This window comes from Nocardioides lentus (genome assembly GCF_039529515.1).
Lineage (GTDB): Bacteria > Actinomycetota > Actinomycetes > Propionibacteriales > Nocardioidaceae > Nocardioides > Nocardioides lentus.
Map to the genome: position 1 here is coordinate 71,079 of NZ_BAAAMY010000004.1, position 21,978 is coordinate 93,056.

Consider the following 21,978-nt stretch of genomic DNA (forward strand, 5'->3'; position numbering starts at 1 on the left):
GTCGTCTACGAGGTGCGGCGGCAGTTCCGCGAGATCCCCGGGATCATGGAGGGCACCGGGCGCCCGGAGTACGGCAAGGTCGTCGACATCGTCACCCGCGACTCGCTGCGGGAGCTGGCCACGCCCGGCATCCTCGCGATCCTGTCGCCGATCGCGGTGGGCTTCGGCCTCGGCGTGGGTCCGCTGGCCGGGTTCCTCGCCGGCGCGATCGGCTCGGGCACGCTGATGGCGGTCTTCCTCGCCAACGCCGGCGGTGCCTGGGACAACGCCAAGAAGCTCGTCGAGGACGGCCACCACGGCGGCAAGGGCTCCCCGGCGCACGAAGCGACGATCATCGGCGACACGGTCGGGGACCCGTTCAAGGACACCGCGGGGCCCGCCATCAACCCGCTGCTGAAGGTGATGAACCTGGTCTCCCTGCTCGTGGTCGGCGCCGTCGTGTCGCTCACGCTCGGCGAGGACGCCAACCGCCCGGTCTCGATCGCGATCGCGCTGCTCGCGACCCTCGGCATCGCGGTGGCCGTGTTCCTGTCCAAGCGCCGCTCGGTCGTCATCGCCGACGAGGCGCCCGCGACCGTCTGAGCCCCGCGCGCGGTGCGGCAGGATCGACGCCATGAGCGACGACCTGCCGCACCGCCTGCGTGACGCCCTCGAGACCGCGGACTTCACCCACGACGCCGTCACCTCGCTGCTGGGCGTCGATGCGCACCGGGCGCTGGAGCGCAACCAGACCGTCCCCGCGCGCCGTCGTACGACGGGGGGCTCGCCGCTGGAGACCCTGACGAGGCTGTTCCTGCTCCAGCTCGCCGTGCCGCGCGAGCAGGCCGAGCGGGCCCTGCCCGGTCTCGTCGACGAGCTGGGCGTGGCCGGGCTGCTGGCCACGAGCGTCGGCGAGGTGGCCGCGCGCACCGACTGCCGGCCCTACGCCGTCACGGACCCCGACGGCACGCGCACCGACGGCTGGCTGGTCAGCGACCTCACGCCCGGCATGGACGGTCGTCCGCACCACGTCGGCACCGACCACGTCCTGGGCGTCAGCTCGGCCTCGACCTCCCTGGCGCAGCTGACGCTGCGTCACGACGTGACCGACGCCCTCGACCTCGGCACGGGCTGCGGCGTCCAGGCCTTCCACCTCGCCGGGCACGCCGACAGGGTCGTGGCCACCGACGTCAACCCCCGCGCGCTGTGGGCGGCCCGCTTCAACGCCGACCTCAACGACCTGCGGGGGGTCGAGGTCCGCGACGGCTCGTTCTTCGAGCCGGTGCGCGGCGAGCGGTTCGACCTGATCACCACCAACCCGCCGTTCGTGATCTCCCCGGCGACCGGCGAGCGCCTCGTCTACCGGGACTCCGGCATCCCGGGCGACCGGGTCGTGGAGGACATCGTGCGCCGCGCGCCGGACCACCTGCGCCCGGGCGGCTGGTGCCAGGTCCTGGCCAACTGGGCCCACCTCGACGGCGTCGGGTGGGACGAGCGGATCGCGGGCTGGCTCGCCCCCGGCACCGACGCGCTCGTCGTGCAGCGCGAGGTGCTCGACCCCGCGGCGTACGTCGAGCTCTGGCTCGCCGACGCCGGCGTCAGCGGCGCGACGGACGGCGCGGAGCGCGACCGTCGCTACGACACGTGGCTGTCGTGGTTCGACGAGCAGGGGATCACCGGCGTCGGCTTCGGGTGGATCAACCTCCGCACGGACGGCAGCGGGCGGCGCGAGCTGCTGGACTGGCCGTGGGACGTCGAGCAGCCGGTGGCCCCGGCGATCGCCGCCTGGGGCGCGGCGCGGGTCGGCGTGGGCCCCGACGACACGCTGCGGCTGGCCGCCGACGTGCAGCAGGAGACGGTCGGCCTGCCCGGCGCCGAGGACCCCGAGTCCGTCGTGCTGCGCCGGCGCACGGGCCTGCGCCGCGCGCGTCGGGTCGACACGGCGACCGCCGCCGTGGTCGGTGCCTGCGACGGCGACCTGCGCGTGGGCCAGATCCTCGATGCCGTGGCGCGGATCCTCGGCGAGGACGCCGACACGCTCGCCGCCCGCCTGCTGCCCGAGCTCGGCGAGCTGGCCGCGGAGGGCTACCTCCTCTGAGGATGTTGCGTAAGCGTGTAATGCTGTAATCATGATTACGACAGATACGCAGGACCGGGTCGCCGGCTGGTTCGCCGGCCGGCTGCCCGAGCAGTGGCAGGACGCTCCCGCCGAGGTCACCGTCGACCGCGAGGAGGTCGTCGTCCGGCTCTCGGTGCCGGACGTCGAGCTCGCCGCGGACGCCACCGACGCAGCCCGCGCCGAGGCGCGCGCCGGGCGCGCCAAGGCCTTCCGCGAGGACACCCGCGAGCAGCGGATGACGATCGCGACCGAGGCCGAGCACCGCTTCGAGACGAAGGTCAGCTGGGGCGTCACCGTCGGCGAGCACCGGGAGCTGTGGACCCACGTCGCGGCCCCCGTCATGACCCGGCTCCGCCAGCCCCAGCGCCTGGTGCTCGACACGCTCGTCGACTCCGGCGTGGCCCGCTCGCGCTCCGAGGCCCTCGCCTGGTGCGTCCGGCTCGTCGGCCAGCACGAGGGCGACTGGCTCGCCGAGCTGCGTGACGCGATGGGCGCCGTGGCCGACGTCCGCGGTCGTGGACCGGCCGCCTGAGGGCTAGCGCCCGAGCGCCGCGCGGAGCCGCTCGAGGGCGACCGGGCCCACCCCGTGCAGGGCGGCGAGGTCGTCGAGCGACCACGCCGCCGCCTGCTCGAGCGTCCTCACCCCGGCGGCCGTGAGGGCCCGCGAGGCGGGCGCGCCGACCTTCGGCAGCGGGGTGCCGCCCACCTCCGGGGGCGGCACGCCGAGCACGGCCGCGCCGCGCACGGAGAGGCGGTAGCCGATGTCGAGGGACTCGGTGAGGCCCTTCTCCTTGAGCTTGCGGACGTCGGTCTTGAACTCGGGCGTGGGGCGCCCGACGATCTCGGCGAGCTCGGGGGCGCGGCGCCCGGGGAACTCGTCGATGAGCGCGAGCGCCTGCCGCGTCCACGCGCCGTACGACGAGGCGCGGTCGAGGCGGTCGAGCCACGCGCGGAGCTCCACGACCTCCGCCTCGGTCGGCACGGTGGCGCGCAGCGCCTCGCGGGGGTCCGGGCCGGCGTGGGCCAGCCCGATCCGCCAGACCGGACCCGGGCGCCCCGCGAGCGCGTCGCGGAGCTCGGCCACCGAGGCGGCCCCGGCGCGGGCGGCGTCGGCGGCCGTCAGCGAGGACGCGGCGACCTGCTCCAGCGACGTGACCTCGACCAGGCCGACGGCCGTGCGCAGCCGCGTCCCCACCCTCACGCGGGGCCGCTCCCAGCGGCGGAAGGCGAGGTCGACCTCGCCGTCGCGGACCGCCGCGAGGACCGCGGGCCTGATCATCACGGGCCCGATTCTGCCCGAGCGGAGCGGGCGGTGCTGTGCACGGCCTGCACACTCGTAGGAGTACTCCGCGCTACGGTCACCCCGTGACCCGCCCGGGCCGTCCCCCTCCGGGCCCTCCGAGGCGTCACCCCCGACAGCAAGGCAGGAAGCAACGCAGTGGCACACAAGCTCGTCATCGTCGAGTCCCCCACGAAGGCCCAGAAGATCGGCGGGTTCCTCGGGTCGGGCTACGTCGTCGAGTCCTCGGTGGGCCACATCCGCGACCTCCCGCAGAGCGCCGCCGACACCCCGGCCAAGATCAAGGACAAGCCGTGGGGGCGGCTCGCCGTCGACGTCGACAACGGCTTCGTGCCCCACTACGTCGTGCCGGCGCGCCAGAAGGAGCAGGTCCGCAAGCTCAAGTCGCTGCTGAAGGACGCCGACGAGGTCTTCCTCGCCACCGACGAGGACCGCGAGGGCGAGGCCATCGCGTGGCACCTCCTCGACGAGCTGAAGCCGAAGGTCCCGGTCCGACGGATGGTCTTCCACGAGATCACCAAGCCCGCGATCCTGGCGGCCGCGGAGAACCCCCGCGAGCTCGACATGGACCTCGTCGAGGCCCAGGAGGCGCGCCGGATCCTCGACCGCCTCTACGGCTACGAGGTCTCGCCGGTGCTGTGGAAGAAGGTCATGTCCGGCCTCTCCGCCGGCCGGGTGCAGTCGGTCGCGACCCGGCTCGTGGTGGACCGCGAGCGCGAGCGGATGCGCTTCCGGATGGCGTCGTACTGGGACCTGGAGGGCACCTTCGACGCCGGGGAGCGCCACGACCCCCGCATGTTCCCGGCCCGCCTGCACTCCCTCGACGGGGTCCGGGTCGCCCGCGGCTCGGACTTCGGCACCGACGGACGGCTCAAGGAGAAGGCCGACGTCGTCCACGTCGACCAGGCCCGCGCCGACGCGCTGGTGGCCTCGCTCACCGAGACCGCGTTCGCCGTGCGCTCGGTGGAGTCCAAGCCCTACCGCCGCTCGCCGTACGCGCCGTTCCGCACGACCACGATGCAGCAGGAGGCCTCCCGCAAGCTCGGGATGAGCGCCTCGACCTCGATGTCGGTCGCGCAGCGGCTCTACGAGAACGGCTTCATCACCTACATGCGTACCGACTCCACGACGCTCTCGAGCGCCGCCGTGGGCGCGGCGCGCGACCAGGTCCGCGAGCTGTACGGCGCGGAGTACGTCCCCGACGCGCCGCGCACCTACGCCAGCAAGGTCAAGAACGCGCAGGAGGCCCACGAGGCGATCCGTCCCTCGGGCGACACCTTCCGCACGCCGGCCCAGACCGGGCTGACCGGCGACCAGTTCCGGCTCTACGAGCTGATCTGGACCCGCACCGTCGCCTCGCAGATGCGCGACGCCGTCGGCCAGAGCGTGACCGTGCGCCTCGGCGGGGCGACCGCGACCGGCGAGGACGTCGTCTTCAACGCCTCCGGCCGCGTGCTGACCTTCCACGGCTTCCTCAAGGCCTACGTCGAGTCCTCCGACGACGCCTCCGCGGCCCGCGACGACGCCGAGACCCGGCTGCCGGCGCTGGAGGAGGGCGAGACCGTGGTCGCGGCCGCGATGGCCGCCGACGGCCACGAGACGAAGCCGAAGGCCCGCTACACCGAGGCGTCGCTGATCAAGGAGCTGGAGGAGCGCGAGATCGGGCGGCCCTCGACGTACGCCGCGATCATCAAGACGATCGTCGACCGCGGCTACGTCTACAAGAAGGGCACCGCGCTCGTGCCCGCGTGGCTGGCCTTCTCGGTGATCCGGCTCCTCGAGGAGCACTTCGCGCGGCAGGTCTCCTACGAGTTCACCGCGCAGATGGAGGACGTGCTCGACGAGATCGCGGCCGGCAACAAGGACCGCAACGACGAGCTCGGCTCCTTCTACTTCGGCGACGACCAGGTCCACGGCCTGCAGCGCCTGGTCAACGAGCTCGGCGACATCGACGCCCGTGAGCTCGCGACCTTCCCCGTCACCGAGGACGACGGCACCGACGTCGGGATCCACCTCCGCGTCGGTCGCTACGGGCCCTACCTCGAGGGTCCCGACGACGAGGGCAACGCCTTCGCCAAGCGCGCCAACGTGCCCGACGACCTGCCGCCGGACGAGCTCAGCGTGGCGAAGGCCCGCGAGCTGCTCGCCAACCCCGCCGGCGAGGAGACCGAGCTGGGCCGTCACCCCGACACCGGCAACGTGGTGGTCGCCAAGAACGGTCGCTACGGCCCCTACGTCACCGAGGTCCTGCCCGAGGACGCGCCGAAGAACGCCAAGCCGCGCACCGGGTCGTTGTTCAAGTCGATGTCCCTCGACACCGTCACCCTCGACGACGCGGTGCGGCTGCTGTCGCTGCCGCGCGTGGTCGGCGTCGACACCGAGGGCCAGGAGATCACCGCCCAGAACGGCCGCTACGGGCCCTACCTCAAGCGCGGCACGGACTCCCGCTCGCTGACGAGCGAGGAGCAGCTGTTCAGCGTCACCCTCGACGAGGCGCTCGCGATCTACGCCCAGCCCAAGCAGCGGGGGCGCGCCGCGGCCGCGCCGCCGCTCAAGGAGCTCGGCAACGACCCCGTGTCGGGGGCGCCGATCGTGGTGAAGTCCGGCCGCTTCGGCGAGTACGTCACCGACGGCGAGTACAACGCGACCCTGCGCTCCGCCGACTCCGTCGAGTCGATCACCACCGAGCGCGCCGCCGAGCTGCTCGCCGACCGTCGTGCGCGCGGCCCGGCCAAGAAGGGCGCCAAGAAGGGCGCGAAGAAGACGACGACGAAGTCCGCCGCGAAGAAGACGGCCACGAAGAAGACCGCCACCAAGAAGACGGCCGCCAAGAAGACCGCAACCAAGAAGACGGCGGCCACGACGACCACCGCGAAGAAGGCGACGACGCGGAAGGCCGCGGCCGAGAAGTCCTGAGCCCCCCGCCCCCCGCCGGGGGACCGGGGGCGGGGCGGACGCTCAGGCCGTCCGCCGCCGGCGCAGGAACGGGTCGGTGAGCGCCTTCGGGGTGTAGCCCTCGTCGCCGGGCGAGACGTTGCGGCCCGGGGGCACGATCTCGTCGATGCGGTCGAGCACGTCGGTGCCGAGCCGGACGTCCATGGCGCCGAGCTGGCTCTCCAGCTGGCTCATCGTGCGGGGCCCGATGATCGGGGCGGTGACACCCGGGTGCTGCATGACGAACGCGAGCGCGAGGTGGACCATCGGGATCCCGGCGTCCTCGGCGAGCAGGTTGAGCTGCTCGACGGCCTCGAGCTTGGCGGGGTCGGAGAAGTAGCCGTCGAACATCTTCGAGCGGTTGGTCTCGGGGGCCTCCTGGCCCTTGCGCACCTTCCCGGTGAGCCACCCGCCGGCGAGCGGGCTCCACGGCAGGACCCCCATCCCGTGCTCCTGCGCGACCGGGAGCACGTCGGCCTCGATGCGGCGGTGGAGCAGCGAGTACGGCGGCTGCTCGGTGACGTAGCGACCCAGGCCGCGCCGCTCGGCGGTCCACTGCGCCGAGACCATGTGGTGGGCCGGGAAGGTGGAGGAGCCGAACGCGCGGATCTTGCCGGCGCGCTGCAGGTCGGTGAGCGCGGAGAGCGTCTCCTCGTCGGAGGTGAGGCCGTCGGGGCGGTGCACCTGGTAGAGGTCGATGTGGTCGGTGCGCAGGCGCCGGAGGCTCGCCTCGACCTCGCGCACGACCCAGCGCCGCGAGTTGCCCCAGCCGTTGGGGTCGCCCTGCTGGCCCATCGGCACGTCCATGGGGCCGTGGAACTTGGTGGCGAGGACGACCTGGTCGCGGCGGCCCTCGAGGGCCTTGCCGACGATCTCCTCGGACTCGCCCCGGGAGTAGACGTCGGCGGTGTCGACGACGTTGATCCCGGCGTCGAGCGCGGCGTGGATGATGCGGGTGCTCTCGGCGTGGTCGGGCTCGCCCCAGGCGCCGAACATCATGGCGCCGAGGCACAGCGGGCTGACCTCCATGCCGGTGGGTCCGAGGGGCGGTAGTCGGTGTGCGGGTCCATGCCGACCACGGTAGGTCGCCTCCCGGAGGCGGCGTCGGCGCCTGCGGCTAGGTTCGTCGCGTGAGCACCGAGGCCGCCCCGACCCGTGGGGTCTTCGTGTGCTTCGAGGGCGGCGAGGGCGCCGGCAAGTCGACCCAGTCGCGGCTGCTCGTCGACCGCCTCCGCGCCGACGGCCACGTCGTGCGGCCGACGTACGAGCCGGGTGACACGCCCGTCGGCGCCGAGCTGCGCCGGCTGCTCCTCGACCCCGCGACCGGCGACCTCGCGCCGCGCACGGAGGCGCTGATCTACGCCGCCGACAAGGCCGAGCACGTCGCCACCGTCGTCGAGCCCGCGCTCGCGCGCGGCGAGGTGGTCGTCACCGACCGCTACGTCGACTCGACCCTGGCCTACCAGGGGGCGGGCCGCACGCTGGCCACCGACGAGGTCGAGCGGGTGGCGCGCTGGGCCACCGGCGACCTGAGGCCCGACCTCACGGTGCTGCTCGACCTCGACCCGACCGCCGGCCTCGGACGGTTCTCCGGGCGCGACCGGATCGAGGGGGCGGGCGCCGAGTTCCACGACCGGGTGCGGGCCGGCTTCCTCGCCCTGGCCGCGACCGACCCGGCGACGTACCTCGTGCTCGACGCCCGCGCGCCGGTCGCGGAGCTCCACGAGTCGGTCCACGTCCGCGTGGCGGAGCTGCTGGGGGGCCGCCGGTGAGCGTCTGGGACCGGATGGTCGGCCAGCAGGCCACCGTGGAGGCGCTGCGTCCCGCGGTCGACGGGCACGGGATGACCCACGCCTGGCTCTTCACCGGGCCGCCCGGCTCGGGGCGCTCGGTCGCCGCGGTCGCCTTCGCGGCGGCGCTGCAGTGCGAGCGGGGGCCCGGCGAGCAGCGCGGCTGCGGGGAGTGCCCGGCGTGCCGGACGGTGCTCGCGGGCAGCCACCCCGACGTGACCCGGGTGCGGACCGCCAAGCTGTCGATCGGTGTCGACGAGGTCCGCGAGCTGGTCCGGCGCGCGGCGCTCACCCCGACCGGGCGCGGGTGGCAGGTGATCGTGGTCGAGGACGCCGACCGCCTGACCGAGCACGCCGTCAACGCGCTGCTCAAGGCGATCGAGGAGCCGGGGGTCAAGACGGTCTGGCTGCTCTGCACGCCCACCGTGGAGGACGTGCTGCCCACGATCCGCTCCCGCTGCCGGCTCGTGACGCTGACGACGCCGCCCGCCGCGGCGGTCGCCGCGCACCTGGTGGCGACCGAGGGCACCGACGAGACCACGGCGTCGCTCGCCGCCCGGGCCAGCCAGGGCCACATCGGCCGCGCGCGGGCGCTGGTGCGCGACGAGGCCACCCGCCAGCGCCGCGAGCAGGTGGTCGCGATCCCCGGCCTGCTGACGGGCCTGGGCGCGTGCCTGTCGATGGCCACGCGGCTCGCGGAGACCGCGAAGGCGGAGGCGGAGGCCATCACGAGCGAGATCGACGCACGCGAGCGCATCGACCTCGACGCGTCGTACGGCGTCGTCGAGCGGGGCCGGCGTCCCCGCGAGTACGCCCCGGCGCTCAACGCGCTCGAGAAGGACCAGCGTACCCGGGCCAAGCGCCAGCACCTCGACGTCGTCGACCGCGGGCTGACCGACCTCGTCTCGGTCTACCGCGACGCCCTGACCCTCGCGCTCGGCACCGGCACCGACCTCGTCAACGCCGACCGTCGCGCCGAGGTGCAGCGACTCGCGGACGCCGGGCCCCCGGAGCTGCTGCTGCGCCGCATCGACGCCGTCATGACCGCGCGCGAGCAGATGCTGGAGTTCAACGTGCCCGTGCAGCTGGCCCTGGAATCCCTGATGGTGTCCCTGTGGGTACCGCAGGTCCGCTGACCCACCCGACCGGCCGCCGCGACGCGGCCCCGGCCCCACCCCCACCCCCGGAAGGAGCGTGACGGTGCCGCGCAACCGCGTGATCGCCCTGATCGTCATCGGCTTCGTCGTCGTCGTCGGAGGCGCCCTGCTCGTCATCGGGCTGCTGCTCGGCGACGACACGGACCTGGAGCGCCAGCAGGACGACGTCGACCCCGCGCAGTCCTCGCAGATCCAGGAGCGCGAGCCCGACGCCGGGGCCACCGAGGCCCCCGAGGCGGCGCTGCAGCCGTTCTACTCCCAGCGCGTCGACTGGCAGCCGTGCGAGTCCGACGAGGGCTCCGAGTGCGGCACCCTCGAGGTGCCGCTGGACTACGCCGAGCCCGGCGGCGAGACCATCGACCTGGCCCTGCTGCGGGTGCCCGCCGAGGACCAGGCCGCGAAGGTCGGCTCCCTCGTGGTCAACCCGGGCGGGCCCGGTGCGCCGGGCACGGAGTACGCCGCCGCCGCGGACCTCGTCTTCCGCGAGCCGTTGACCGCGGCGTACGACGTGGTCGGCTTCGACCCGCGCGGCACCGGCGCCTCGGCGCCGGTGGACTGCCTCCCGGACGCCGAGCTGGACGCCTACTTCGAGGCCGACCCGACCCCGGACGACGCCGCCGAGCGGCGCGAGGCCGAGGCGCAGACGGTCGCGCTGGGGCAGGGCTGCCTCGCGGAGTCCGGGGCCGTCGCCGAGCACGTGTCGACCGAGGAGGCAGCCCGCGACATCGACGTGCTGCGCGCCGTGCTGGGCGAGTCGGAGCTCGCCTACTTCGGGGCGTCGTACGGGACCCGTCTGGGCTCGACCTACGCCGACCTGTTCCCCGAGCGCGTCGGGCGGATGGTCCTCGACGGCGGGCTCGACCCGTCGCTGGACAGCCGCGCCCTCGCGCTGGGCCAGGCCGGCGGGTTCCAGACCGCGCTCGAGGCCTACGTCGGCAGCTGCGTCGAGGACGGCGACTGCGTCCTGGGCGACAGCGTCGAGGAGGGTCTGGCCTCGATCACCGACCTGCTCGAGCGGATCGATGCCGAGCCCCTGCCCGCGGGCGACCGCGACCTCACCTCCGGTCTCGCCTTCTACGGCCTGGTCCAGCCGCTGTACGCCGAGCAGCTCTGGCCGCTGCTCGACCAGGCGCTGACCGCCGCGATCGACCAGGGCGACGGCACGGCCCTGCGCGCCTTCGCGGACACCTACGCCTCGCGGCTGCCGGACGGCACCTACACCAACAACTCCGCCGAGGCGATCTTCGCGATCAACTGCCTCGACGACCCGTACGCGCTGAGCCCCGCCGCCGCCCAGGCCGACGCCGCCGACTTCGAGGCCGCGTCCCCGACGTTCGGCGACGTCTTCGCCTACTCGCAGACCGCGTGCCTCGGCTTCCCGGGCGCCACCGACGAGCTGACCCCGTTCGCCGAGGGCCCCCTGGCCGACGGCGCCGCCCCGGTCGTGGTCGTCGGCACCACCCGCGACCCCGCCACGCCGTACGAGTGGTCCGTGGCGCTCGCCGACCAGCTGGCCTCCGGCGTCCTGGTCAGCCGCGACGGCGACGGCCACACCGGCTACAACCAGGGCAACGAGTGCGTCGACTCCGCCGTCGAGGCCTACCTCGTCGACGGCGACGTCCCCGGCGACGGCCTGGAGTGCTGAGCGCCTCGCGGCCCCGGCCCGGCGTACGGCGGTAGTCCCTGACGTTCGGGCCTCGGTCGGCGTTGTCCCTGACGTTCGGGCCTGGGTCGGGGTAGTCCGTGACGTTCTGGCCTGGGTCGGGGTAGTCCCTGACGTTCTGGCCTCGGTCGGGGTAGTCCCTGACCTTCGGGCCTCGGTCGGCGTTGTCCCTGACGTCCGGGCCTGGGTCGGGGTGGTCCCTGACGTTCGGGCCTGGGTCGGGGTGGTCCCTGACGTTCGGGCCTCGGTCGGGGTGGTCCCTGACGTTCGGGCCTCGGTTGGGGTAGTCCCTGACGTTCCGGCCCGTCCTCGGCCCGGATCGGGGTCGGAACGTCAGGGACTATCCCCGCCGAGCGAGCATGCCCTGCACCGAGCGACCCGCCGTACGCCGAGCGGCCCCGCCGAGCCGCCCGGGAGGACGGTCGGCGGGGCCGTGGTGTGCGCGGGCCCGGGGGCTCAGCGCACGGAGTAGCGCACCTGCTGCGAGGCCGGGGCGACGGCGTCGCTGCCGCGGTAGACCACGCGCACCTGCTGGTTGGCCGGCGTCGCGGGGGCTCGGGAGACCCAGCGGGCGCGGCCGGTGGCGTCGAGCAACCGGGTGGTGACGCGCTCACCGCCGCGGAAGAAGTCGACGCGGCCCGTCGGCCGCTCGCCCCGCGCGGTGACCCGCACGTCCACCGTCAGTTGGCGGCCCCGCACCGACGCCGCGGCGTCGATCACGGGCGTCACCCGGGCCGCGGAGACCGCGACCGGGGCGCTGGTGTTGCCCGCGAGGTCGGTCGCCCGCACCTCGACCCGTCGCACACCCGTGGGCAGGGCCACCGGGGCCGACCAGGTCGACCAGCCGTCGGTGCTCCCGGCCGCGCGCCACTCGAGGGCGGCGATGCCGGAGTCGGCGTCCGCTCCGGCGACCCAGAGGCGTCCGGCCTCGACACCGCCCTCGACGGTGGGCACGACGGAGTCGACCCGCACCGGCATCCGGCCGTCGGCCAGCAGCCCACCGTCGGGCGCGAGCAGCCGCCAGGCGACCTCGCCGGCGTCGTCGGCCAGGGGGACCGGGCCGTCGTACGCCGCCCACTCGCCCTCGTCGACGCGGACCTCGAGCGTCGAGCCCTCCGGCGCGTCGCCGGTGACGTCGAGGCTCAGGGCGGCGCCGGCGCCGTACCAGCCGTCGAGACCGGCCTCGCTGACCTCGGCGGCGACGCCGGGCCCGCTCACGGGCTCGGACTCGCAGACCCGGGTCAGCTCGGCGTCGGACGCCGGGTCGGTGTCGGCGTCGGTGGTGAAGGTGTGGCAGCCGGGGGAGACGCCGGCGACGACGAGGTCGCCGTCGACCGGGGTCACCGTGCGGCCGACGCCGTCGACGTAGAGCCGGACCTCGTCGGAGTCCGCGACGCCCGCGGGTGCGGGGAGCCTCACCGTCGCGCTCGTGCCGCCCGGGATCGACGTGACGAGTCGCAGGTCACCGGCGGCGTCGCGGTCGAAGGCCGTCCCGACGCTGCCCCGGACCGTGGGCGTGCTGATGCGCGCCCAGTCGAGGTCGCCGGGCTGCGGCGCGATCTCGAGGCTGCGGTAGCCGGGCTCGGTCGGGTTGATCCCGAACAGCCCCGAGGGGATCGAGAACGCCGGGGAGGCGGCCCACGGGTGGGAGTAGGTCAGGTTCGACTTCAGGCTCGGGTCCCAGGCCTCGGCTGTCGACCCGGCGCCGAGCAGGACCATGTTCATCCAGCTGCGGCGCTGGGTCGAGGTGAGGATGTCGAGCGCCGCCTGGTCCTCCCCGCCGTCGTACAGGCCGGGCACGAGCAGGCCCGCGCAGTAGACGCTGCACGCCATGCCGCGGGAGCCGACGTACTCGGCCACCCGACCGCGCTGGTCGGCCTCCGGCACCCCGAAGGCGAGCGAGAACGCGCTGGCGTGCTGCGAGCGGTGACCGGTGAGCTGGCCGTCGGGGCCCATGCCGTCGTCGTAGGCGCCGGCGGCGTCGTCGTAGAGGCGGTCGTTCATCGCGTCGCGGATGCCGGTGGCGACGTCGCTCCAGCGGGCGGCGTCCTCGTCCTTGCCGAGCGCGTCGGCCATGGCCGCCATGTCGGTGAAGGCGCGGAAGGAGACGGCGTTGATGACGGTGTTGTACTGGCGGAACTGGAAGTTGTCCCGCTCGCTGGTGGGCCAGTCGACGATGTCGCAGTCGGTCTGGGAGTTGCAGCCGTCGGCGCGAGAGGTCTTGCGGACGAGGCCCGTGGACTCCTCCACCCACTCGAGCGGGAGCTTGTCGACGAGGTTGTCGTAGTACGCCGCGGGCTGGGCGAGGTCGCCGGTCTGGCGCCACGCGTCGTGGACGGCGAGCACCACGTAGATCGGCCACTCGGTGGGCCAGGTGCGGTTGTCGCGGAAGTAGTTCATCGAGTAGCGGCCCAGCGAGAGGTCGTCCATCAGGTAGAGCGTCGACATCAGCTGCAGGTAGGCGTCGGCCTCGTAGTTGATGCGCTCGCGGGTCCAGGAGTCGGTGTAGAAGTTGACGTTGAGCGACTCGATCGAGTTCTTGCTCAGGCCGTAGACCTGCTCGAGGTTGCGGTCGGAGGCGGCGAACTCCGAGGCCTCGGCGTCGAACGGGTAGACCAGCGCCAGCGCCTTGAGGTTGTCCACCGTGACCGGCTCGGGGGCGCCGGTGACCTCGAGGTAGCGGAAGACCCGCATGCCCCAGGTCTCGATGCGCTGCGTGCCGTCGCGCAGGGTGACGACGTCGCGGTAGGAGTTGCCGGTGTTGAGGTTGAAGCGGACGTCGGTGTCGCCGCTCTGGCCCGGGCGACCGACGGTGACCTCGCCGAAGCGGAGGTCGACGGTGCTGCCCGCGGTGCCGTCCGCGACGTCGTAGGAGACGCCGCCGATCCAGGTGCGGCCGAAGTCGACGAAGTAGTGGCCGGGGCCCTTCTCGACGATCCGCACGGAGTCGTGCAGCTGCTCCTCGACCTTGTCGGTCGGGGTGGCGGTCGGCGTCGGGAGCGCGGGCTTCTCGATGGCGGCCGGCCACGCGGAGGCGTCGAAGCCGGGTTCGTCGAAGCCCCACGGCATGACGCGGGCGTCGAGGTTCTCCTTCGGCGCGGTGTAGTAGCTGGTGCCGATGCTGCCCGACTCCGGCCACACGTCACCGGCGGCGCGGGCCTGCCAGTCGGTGCCGGTCCCGAACGTCTCCCGGGTGCCGTCGACGTACTCGACGACGAGCTCGGCGGCGTACGCCTGGGTGCGGGTCGTGTAGGCGATGGCGCCGATCGTGTTCTCGCCGGCGCGCAGCTGCTCGGTGACGTCGAAGCCGTCGTACGGCGTCTCGCCGGCGATGGGCTGCGTCGGGCCGAGGCCGACGAACTCGCCGTTGAGGTAGGTCTTGTGCACGTACTGCTTGTGGCTGCGCGAGTCCGCGGCCGTCGCGTAGAGGGTGGCCCACGCGATCTCGGTGTCGGCGATGTCGACGTCGCCGCGGATCAGGGCCCAGTCGTCGGTGACGACCGGCTCGAGGCACAGGGTGCCGTTGGGGACGCGGAGGGCGCCGTCCGCCACCGTGCCGCAGGGCAGGGTGGGCTCGCCCGTGCCGAACCCGGTCTCGAGGAGCACCTCGCCGTCGGCGGCGGTGACGGAGAGGTCGTCGATGCGCCCGCTCTCGGTGAGGCCGGTGCGCACGCCCACCCGGCCCGCCGCGAGGACGGGGGTGGCGTCGGTGCGCTGGTCGACCTGCACTCCGTCGATGCGGGTGGTGATGGTGGTGCCCGCGGCGGTGATCTCCACGGTGAACGGCGTGCCGGCGACGATCGTCCCGGCGGGCAGGTTCACGGCGCTGCCGAGGGTGGTGAAGGTGCCGCCCAGCTGGCGGTGGGGGACGAGCCGGTTGGTGTCGGCGCGGAACTGCCACATGTAGGAGTTCTGGGCGTCGGCGGCGCGGAAGCGCAGGCCGAGGGCGACCTGGTCGACGGTCACCGTCGCCCGCAGCGTGTAGTCGCGGGCCGGGCTGCCGGCCGGGTCGGGCGCCCAGACCGGGGTCGAGTCGGCCCAGGCCGTGCCGGTGCCGAAGGTCGCGGGCTCGGCCCACGGCGAGGCGTCTCCTGCGGTGTCGGCGGTGCGGACCGACCAGAAGTAGCGCTCGGAGTCCACCAGCGCCGGACCGTCGTACGCGACGCCGGACTGCTGGTCGCCCTCGACACGGCCCGACGACCAGACGTCGCCGTCGCCGGCGGCCGCGCGGGCCGCGGTCGAGGACACCACGAGCTCGTAGGCGGTCTGGCCGGCGGAGCCGAGGTGCCAGCCGAACGTCGGCATCGTGTCGACGTCCACGGGCGCGGGCAGGCCGTTGACGCTCAGCGAGCGGGGGGCGTCACCCGCGGCGGCGACCGCGGCGAGAGCGGCCGGCGCCGTCACGGCGGCGCTGCCGGAGGAGGCCCCGACCGCGGCCACGGCGAGCGTGGACCCGGTCAGGGTGAGGGTGAGCGCGGCGCGCGTGAGGGCGCGCAGCGCTGGTCGGGCGGCGGTCATGGGGTGTCCCGTCGTCAGGGGTTGAATCGTTTCAACACAGGCTGGTCACAACGTATGACGCCCGTCACACCGGGTCAACGCACCGACGTGGCCGGATCCGGACACCTCCGCGGTCCCGCGCCGCCGGCCCGTCGTACGGGGGTAGTCCCCGACGTTCGGGCCCTGCTCGGGGTAGTCCCCGACGTTCGGGCCCTGCTCGGGGTAGTCCCCGACGTTCGGACTCCGCTCGCGCCGGGATGCGGGTCACGGCGTCAGGGACTACCCGACCGGACGGGCGCACGACCCCGGGCCCGATCACGTGCACATCCTGAGCACGCCGCCCCGGCTGTGGAGAGGGCCGGAGCGCCGTCGTCGATCGGGCCCAGGGTCGGAGGATGAGCGGAGCAACGAGTCGTACGCCGCGGGCGGCCGCGGTCCGCCCGCGCCGCCGGGCGCCGGGGGACCCGGAGGGGCCGTCGCGCGCGGACGTCCGCGCCGGGCGGTGGGTGCGGACGTCGCGCGGGCTGTACGTGCCGCGCGGGGTGGACCGCACCGCCCCCGTGCAGCGGATCCTCGAGGCCGGCGCCGTGCTGCCCGACAGCCCCAGCGCCGCCGTGACGGGGTGGGCGGCACTGCGCTGGCTGGGCGCCGAGTGGCTCGACGGTCTCGCGCCCGGCGGGGTCCTCGTCGAGGTGGACCTCGTGACCACGGTCCGCGACATCCGGCCCCGGCCGGGCGTGCGCCTGTCGGCGGAGCGGCTGGACCCCGCCGAGGTGGTCGTCGTCGACGGCCTGCCGGTCACCGTGGCGGCGCGCAGCGTGTGCTTCGTGCTGCGGCACGCCGTCGACGACCGAGCGGCCGTCGAGGTCGGGGAGACCGCCCTCCACGCGGGTCTGTGCTCGCTCGCCGAGGTGACGGCCTACGCCTCGATGCTGCCCGGGTGGACCGGCATCCCGCGGGCCCGGGAGCGCCTCGCACTGATGGCCGAGGGCAGCGCCTCGCCGGGCGAGACCGCGATGCGGCTCATCTGGGAGCTCGACGCGGGCCTCGGGCGGCCGCTGCGCAACGTCCCCGTCTTCACCCGGGACGCCCGCCACGTCGCCACCGTCGACCTGCTGGACCCGGTGGCCGGGCTCGTCGGCGAGTACGACGGGCGCGACCACCTGCGCCTCGACCGACGGCGTCGTGACCTGCGACGCGAGAGCGAGCTGCGGTCGCTGGGCCTCGAGTACGTGACCATGGTCGCGGGCGACCGTCACCGTCGACAGGCCATGGCGCAGCGCATCCTCGACGCCCACCGCCGCACCCGCCGGGTCCCGCCGGGCGACCGGCCGTGGACCCTCGAGCAGCCCGAGTGGTGGAAGCGGCGCGAGGCCCAGCGCCGAGCCCGCCGTACGGCCTGAGCTGCCGACGTACGGCGCACGACGGACGGCTGCCGCGCACGGCGGGGGCCGGTCCCCGGCTTGCGCCGGGGTAGTCCCTGACGTTGTGGCCCGGATCCGGGCCGATCCACGGTCGGAACGTCAGGGACTACCTGCCGAGGCCTGCCGCGACGGTCCGAACGTCAGGGACTATCCGCCAGGGCCTGCCGCGACGGCCAGAACGTCAGGGACTACCCGCCAGGGCCTGCCGCGACGGCCAGAACGTCAGGGACTACCCGTGACCGGGACGGACCTCAGGCGCCGGCGGTGGAGTCGCGGACGACCAGCTCGGGCTCGAGGACGGTGTGGGTCACGGAGGAGCCGGTGGGGTCGGCGATGATCTCGAGCAGGCGGGTGGTGGCGGCGCGGCCCATGTCGACGGCGGGCTGGCGCACGGACGAGAGCGGGACGGCGGCGGAGGCGGCGAAGTCGATGTCGTCGAAGCCCACGATGGCGATGTCGTCGGGCACGGCGACGCGGGCGCGGGTGAGGGCCTGCAGCACGCCCAGCGCGACGAGGTCGTTGGCGGCGAAGATCGCGTCGGGTCGCTCGGCGGCCGGCAGGGACAGCAGCTGCTCGGCGCCGGTGCGGCCGGCGGCGGCGTCCATGGTGGTGGTCTCGACGTAGCGGACCTCGCCGGAGCCGTGCGCGTCGACGGCCGCCCGGGCGGCCTCGAGGCGGTGGCGGACCTGGTTGAGCCGGACCGGGCCGCCGACGAAGGCGAGGCGTCGTCGCCCGAGCGCCAGCAGGTGCTCGGTGGCGAGTCGACCACCACGGCGGTCGTCCACGGTGACCGAGGAGAACTCCTTGACCCCGACGCGCCGGTCGACCAGGACGACGCACGTGCCGCGGTCGCGCAGGCGCCGCAGCCGGCCGAGGACGTCGCCGACGGGGGTGATCAGCAGCCCCGAGACGCGCTGCTCCTCGAAGAGGTCGAGGTAGGCCGACTCGCGGATCGGCTCCTGGCCGCTGTTGCCGAGGATCAGGGGTCGGCCCTGCTCGGCGAGCCCGTCCTCGACGCCGCGGGCCACGTCGGTGAAGAACGGGTTGGCGACGTCGAGCACGACCATCCCGACGGCGCGGTTGGTGCCGCGGCGCAGCTGGTGGGCCGCGGAGTTGCGCACGAAGCCGAGCTCGGCGATGGCGGCGTGCACGCGCTCCCGCGTGGCGGGGGAGACCTTGTCGGGATGGTTGAGCGCGTTGGACACGGTCGCGGGCGAGACGCCGGCGCGCGCGGCCACGTCGCGCACCTGCGCCTCTGGCATGCCGGGGACGTTAACACGATTCAAGGCCGATTCCGCCGGGGTCCTTGACGCCGTTGTGATCGCCGTCATAGATTCCCGCCACTGCGTTAAAACGATTCAATCGCCTGCTGATCGGAAGTGACATGCCCACGACTCCCGGGTCCACCGTCCCGGCCCTGCGCCTGGCGGAGGTGACGAAGTCCTTCGGCTCCGTCGTCGCCCTGCGCTCGGGCAGCCTCGCGGTCGACGCGGGCTCGATCCACGCGCTCGTCGGCGAGAACGGCGCCGGCAAGTCCACGATGGTGAAGATCATCGCGGGCCTGTACCGCCGCGACGGCGGCACGGTCGAGTTCCAGGGCCAGGAGGTCGACTTCCGGTCCACCGCCGAGGCCAAGGCCGCCGGCATCGCGGTGATCTACCAGGAGCCCACGCTCTTCCCCGACCTCTCGGTCACCGAGAACCTGTTCATGGGACGCCAGCCCACCAACCGCTGGGGCCGCATCGACCGGCGCGCCATGCGGGCCGAGGCCGAGGCCATCTTCACCCGCCTGGGCGTCGACATCGACCCCGACCGCCCCGCCGACGGGCTCTCGATCGCCGACCAGCAGATCATCGAGATCGCCAAGGCGCTCTCGCTCGACGCCCGCGTCCTCGTCATGGACGAGCCGACCGCGGCGCTGTCCGGCAACGAGGTCGACCGCCTGATGACGGTCGCCCGCACCCTGCGCGACGCCGGCTGCGCGGTCGTGTTCATCTCCCACCGCTTCGACGAGGTCTTCGACCTCTGCGACACGATCACCGTGATGCGGGACGGCGCCTACGTCTCGACCGACGCCGTCGCCGACGTCACCGTCGACGAGATCGTGCGGCGCCTCGTCGGTCGCGAGGTCTCCGACCTCTACCCCAAGCAGCACGCCGAGATCGGCGAGGTGCTGCTCGAGGTCACCGGCCTCACCCAGCCGGGGCTGTTCACCGACATCGACCTCACGGTCCGCGCCGGCGAGATCGTCGGGCTCGCCGGTCTCGTCGGCGCCGGTCGCAGCGAGGTCGCGCAGGCCGTCTTCGGCGTCGACCCGTACGCCGCGGGCGAGGTGCGGGTGGCCGGCGAGCGCGTCCCCCCGCGCGACCCCGTGACGGCCATGGACCTCGGCCTCGCGCTGGTCCCCGAGGACCGGCGCCGTCACGGCCTGGTGCTCGACGCCCCCATCGGCCGCAACATCACGCTGGCCACCCGCGGCCGGCTCTCGCGCGGCGGCCTGCTGACCAGCCGCCGCGAGAACGCCACCGCCAAGGAGTGGGCCGCCCGCCTCGAGGTGAAGGCCGCCGCGATGGACACCCTCGCCGGCACCCTGTCGGGCGGCAACCAGCAGAAGGTCGTCCTCGCCAAGTGGCTCTCGACCGCGCCGAAGGTGCTGATCATCGACGAGCCCACCCGCGGCATCGACGTCGGCACCAAGTCCGAGGTCCACCGCCTGCTGTCCTCCCTCGCCGCCGACGGCATGGGGATCCTGATGATCTCCTCCGAGCTGCCGGAGGTCCTCGGCATGGCCGACCGCGTCGTCGTGCTCTGCGAGGGCCGCAAGACCGCCGAGCTCAGCCGCGCCGAGGCCACCCCCGAGTCCGTGATGACCGCCGCGACGAGCACCGCCACCGGCGCCGGCTCCGGCCCCGGCTCGACCGAGATGGAGCACGCCTCGTGACCGCCCTCGACACCCCGCCCGCCGCCGGCGCGGCGTCCCCCTCCCGCGGCGGCAGCCGGCTGCGGAACGTCCTGAAGGCCCGCGAGACCGGCATCCTCCTCGCGCTGCTCGCCTTCCTCGCGGTCACCACCGCGATCAACCCGCGCTTCGTGTTCTCCACCGACGGGTTCCGCGACCTGTTCCTGACCCCGAGCATCCTCGTGGTCCTCGCGGTCGGCCAGGCGATGGTGATCATCACCCGCAACGTGGACCTGTCCGTCGGCTCGATCCTGGGCCTCACGGCGTACCTGGCCGGGCGGCTCTTCCTCGACACCGGGCTGCCGATCCTCGTCGTGGTCCTGGTCGCGGTCCTCGCCGGCGCCGTGCTCGGCCTGGTCAACGGCCTGCTCGTCGCCTTCGCCCGGGTGCCCGCCCTGGTGATCACGCTCGGCACGCTTTACGTCTACCGCGGCATCTACCTGCAGTGGGCGGGCAGCGACCGGATCAACGCATCCGACATCCCCGACGGCCTGCTCTCCTTCGGCACCTCCTCGCTGCTGGGCATCCCGCAGCTGGCGATCGTGTCCTTCGTCGTCCTGGCGCTGGCGGCGTACTGGATGCGCACCTCCCGCGGCGGCCGCGAGCTCTACGCCATCGGCTCCGACCCCGCCGCCGCCACGCTCTACGGGCTCAAGGACAAGCAGCGCATCCTCACCGCGTTCGCCGCCTCGGGCGCGCTCGCCGGGCTGGCCGGGATCCTCTACGTCTCCCGCTACGGCACCATCAGCTCCGGCGTCGGCCTCGGCATCGAGCTCGAGGCCGTCGGCGCCGCGGTCATCGGCGGCGTCGCGATCTTCGGCGGCAGCGGCACGGTCGTGGGCGCGGCCATCGGCGCCTACCTGCTGACCAGCATCGACCGCGGCCTGCCGATCCTCGGGATCCCCGACTTCTGGCAGCGAGCCGTCGTCGGCCTGCTCATCCTCGGCGCGATCGTCCTGGACAAGGTCCTCGCCGAGCGCCAGCACACCAAGCTCCTCGCAGAGAGGCACCGCTCATGAGCACGACCCTGTCCGGGCCGTCGACGGACGGCAGCGCCACCGCGCCCCGCACGTACGCCGACTCCGCCCGCTCGCCGATCGCGCGCCTGCTCGGCACCCGTGACGCCGCGGTCCTCGGGCTGCTGCTCGCCGTCGTGGTCTACGCCGTCGCGGTGGTGCCCAACTTCGACAGCGAGCTGACGGTCTACTTCCTCGTCCTCGACGTGGCGCCGATCCTGCTGATCGCGCTGCCGATGACCCTGGTCATCGTCACCGGCGAGATCGACCTGTCGGTGGCCAGCATCGTCGCGGTCACCAGCGTGCTCTTCGGCGTGCTGACCCGCGAGGGCGCCCCGATCGCCCTGGCCGCCGTCCTCGCGGTCCTCGCCGGCGCCCTGGCCGGGGCCGTCAACGGGCTGCTCGTCACCCGCCTCGGCCTGCCGTCGCTGGCCGTCACCATCGGCACGCTCGCGCTCTACCGCGGCATCGCGGTCGGCCTGCTCGGCACCACCGCGATCACCGACTGGCCCGAGACCTGGACCGACGCCGTGACCGCCACCTTCGGCGAGACGCAGATCCCGGTCATCGTCGTCCCGCTCGCGCTCGCCGTCGTCGCCTTCGGCCTGCTCCTGCACTTCACCTCGTTCGGGCGCGGCCTGTTCGCGATCGGCCTGTCCAGCGAGTCCGCCCGCTTCTCCGGCGTCGACGTGGAGCGCACCAAGCTCCTCGCGTTCGTGCTCACCGGGCTCGTCTCGGGTGTCGCCGGCGTCTACTTCACGCTGCGCTACGGCAGCAGCCGCGGTGACAACGCCACCGGCCTCGAGCTGCAGGTGATCGCGGCCGTGCTCCTCGGCGGGGTGTCGATCTTCGGCGGGCGCGGCGCCATCCCGGGCGTGCTCGGCGGCGTGCTGCTGATCGGCGTGATCGGCTCCGCGCTGCGCCTCGACGGCCAGAGCGCCAACGTCATCCAGATCGTGACCGGCGTGCTGCTCGTGCTCTCGGTCGTCTCGGCCGCGCTGCTCGGCTGGCTCTCCCGCCGCGTACGACGGCGCCCTCCCACGGCCGCCGAGGCCGCGCCGCCCGCCGTCCCGACCGCCGGCGGGATGTAGCCCCACCAGCTCTCGGACCCCGTCTCGGACCCCGTCTCGGACCCCGTCT

15 protein-coding genes are annotated in these 21,978 nt (G+C 74.0%); 11 read left to right on the forward strand and 4 right to left on the reverse strand.

Annotated features, from left to right (window positions below; translation table 11 throughout):
• The 3 genes from ABD158_RS07140 to ABD158_RS07150 all read left to right on the forward strand — a co-directional run.
• Nucleotides 1-582: sodium/proton-translocating pyrophosphatase (locus ABD158_RS07140; RefSeq protein WP_344005584.1), on the forward strand; the 582-nt coding region annotated here is incomplete at its 5' end.
• A gap of 31 nt (nt 583-613) precedes the next feature.
• Entirely contained in the window at nt 614-2,077 is a 1,464-nt protein-coding gene (locus ABD158_RS07145) for a DUF7059 domain-containing protein (protein ID WP_344005586.1), read from the forward strand.
• A 31-nt stretch (nt 2,078-2,108) separates the two neighbouring features.
• The gene (locus ABD158_RS07150; RefSeq protein WP_344005588.1) at nt 2,109-2,630 is read left to right on the forward strand and encodes a hypothetical protein; all 522 of its coding nucleotides are present in this window, start codon (nt 2,109-2,111) and stop codon (nt 2,628-2,630) included.
• Between the two features lie 3 nt (nt 2,631-2,633).
• Here ABD158_RS07150 and ABD158_RS07155 read toward each other — a convergent pair whose 3' ends face one another.
• Entirely contained in the window at nt 2,634-3,380 is a 747-nt protein-coding gene (locus ABD158_RS07155; RefSeq protein WP_344005590.1) for a helix-hairpin-helix domain-containing protein, read from the reverse strand.
• Nucleotides 3,381-3,536: 156 nt separating this feature from the next.
• Here ABD158_RS07155 and topA point away from each other — a divergent pair, with 156 nt between their 5' ends.
• Complete coding sequence (gene topA / locus ABD158_RS07160) at nt 3,537-6,314, forward strand: type I DNA topoisomerase (RefSeq protein ID WP_344005592.1); 2,778 nt, start codon at nt 3,537-3,539, stop codon at nt 6,312-6,314.
• Between the two features lie 42 nt (nt 6,315-6,356).
• Here topA and ABD158_RS07165 read toward each other — a convergent pair whose 3' ends face one another.
• The gene (locus ABD158_RS07165) at nt 6,357-7,361 is read right to left on the reverse strand and encodes an aldo/keto reductase (RefSeq protein ID WP_344005594.1); all 1,005 of its coding nucleotides are present in this window, start codon (nt 7,359-7,361) and stop codon (nt 6,357-6,359) included.
• A 101-nt stretch (nt 7,362-7,462) separates the two neighbouring features.
• Here ABD158_RS07165 and tmk point away from each other — a divergent pair, with 101 nt between their 5' ends.
• The 3 genes from tmk to ABD158_RS07180 all read left to right on the forward strand — a co-directional run bounded on the left by tmk (nt 7,463) and on the right by ABD158_RS07180 (nt 10,924).
• Entirely contained in the window at nt 7,463-8,104 is a 642-nt protein-coding gene (gene tmk / locus ABD158_RS07170; protein ID WP_344005596.1) for a dTMP kinase, read from the forward strand.
• Nucleotides 8,101-9,258, forward strand: coding sequence for a DNA polymerase III subunit delta' (locus ABD158_RS07175; protein WP_344005598.1), 1,158 nt, complete (start codon nt 8,101-8,103; stop codon nt 9,256-9,258). Before tmk ends, ABD158_RS07175 begins: the two co-directional genes overlap by 4 nt.
• 64 nt (nt 9,259-9,322) lie before the next feature.
• The gene (locus ABD158_RS07180; RefSeq protein ID WP_344005600.1) at nt 9,323-10,924 is read left to right on the forward strand and encodes an alpha/beta hydrolase; all 1,602 of its coding nucleotides are present in this window, start codon (nt 9,323-9,325) and stop codon (nt 10,922-10,924) included.
• Nucleotides 10,925-11,398: 474 nt separating this feature from the next.
• On the opposite strand, the gene ABD158_RS07185 is transcribed toward ABD158_RS07180, so the two are convergent.
• Nucleotides 11,399-15,460 (reverse strand): family 78 glycoside hydrolase catalytic domain, encoded by a 4,062-nt coding sequence (locus ABD158_RS07185; RefSeq protein ID WP_344005602.1) that lies wholly within the window; start codon nt 15,458-15,460, stop codon nt 11,399-11,401.
• 374 nt (nt 15,461-15,834) lie between these two features.
• Here ABD158_RS07185 and ABD158_RS07190 point away from each other — a divergent pair, with 374 nt between their 5' ends.
• Nucleotides 15,835-16,842 (forward strand): hypothetical protein, encoded by a 1,008-nt coding sequence (locus tag ABD158_RS07190; protein ID WP_344005604.1) that lies wholly within the window; start codon nt 15,835-15,837, stop codon nt 16,840-16,842.
• A 272-nt stretch (nt 16,843-17,114) separates the two neighbouring features.
• Here ABD158_RS07190 and ABD158_RS07195 read toward each other — a convergent pair whose 3' ends face one another.
• Nucleotides 17,115-18,125 carry a LacI family DNA-binding transcriptional regulator gene (locus ABD158_RS07195; protein WP_344005606.1) on the reverse strand — a complete coding sequence of 337 codons (1,011 nt, stop codon included), beginning with the start codon at nt 18,123-18,125 and terminating at the stop codon, nt 17,115-17,117.
• A gap of 122 nt (nt 18,126-18,247) precedes the next feature.
• On the opposite strand from ABD158_RS07195, the gene ABD158_RS07200 reads away from it, so the two are divergent.
• The 3 genes from ABD158_RS07200 to ABD158_RS07210 are packed head-to-tail and all read left to right on the forward strand — an operon-like array spanning nt 18,248 to nt 21,929.
• Nucleotides 18,248-19,804, forward strand: coding sequence for a sugar ABC transporter ATP-binding protein (locus ABD158_RS07200; RefSeq protein WP_344005608.1), 1,557 nt, complete (start codon nt 18,248-18,250; stop codon nt 19,802-19,804).
• Nucleotides 19,801-20,841, forward strand: coding sequence for an ABC transporter permease (locus ABD158_RS07205; protein WP_344005610.1), 1,041 nt, complete (start codon nt 19,801-19,803; stop codon nt 20,839-20,841). Before ABD158_RS07200 ends, ABD158_RS07205 begins: the two co-directional genes overlap by 4 nt.
• Nucleotides 20,838-21,929: an ABC transporter permease gene (locus tag ABD158_RS07210; RefSeq protein ID WP_344005612.1), complete on the forward strand. Its 1,092-nt coding sequence runs from the start codon at nt 20,838-20,840 to the stop codon at nt 21,927-21,929. The genes ABD158_RS07205 and ABD158_RS07210 overlap by 4 nt, the downstream gene beginning before the upstream one ends.
• The last annotated feature ends 49 nt before the right edge of the window (nt 21,930-21,978 follow it).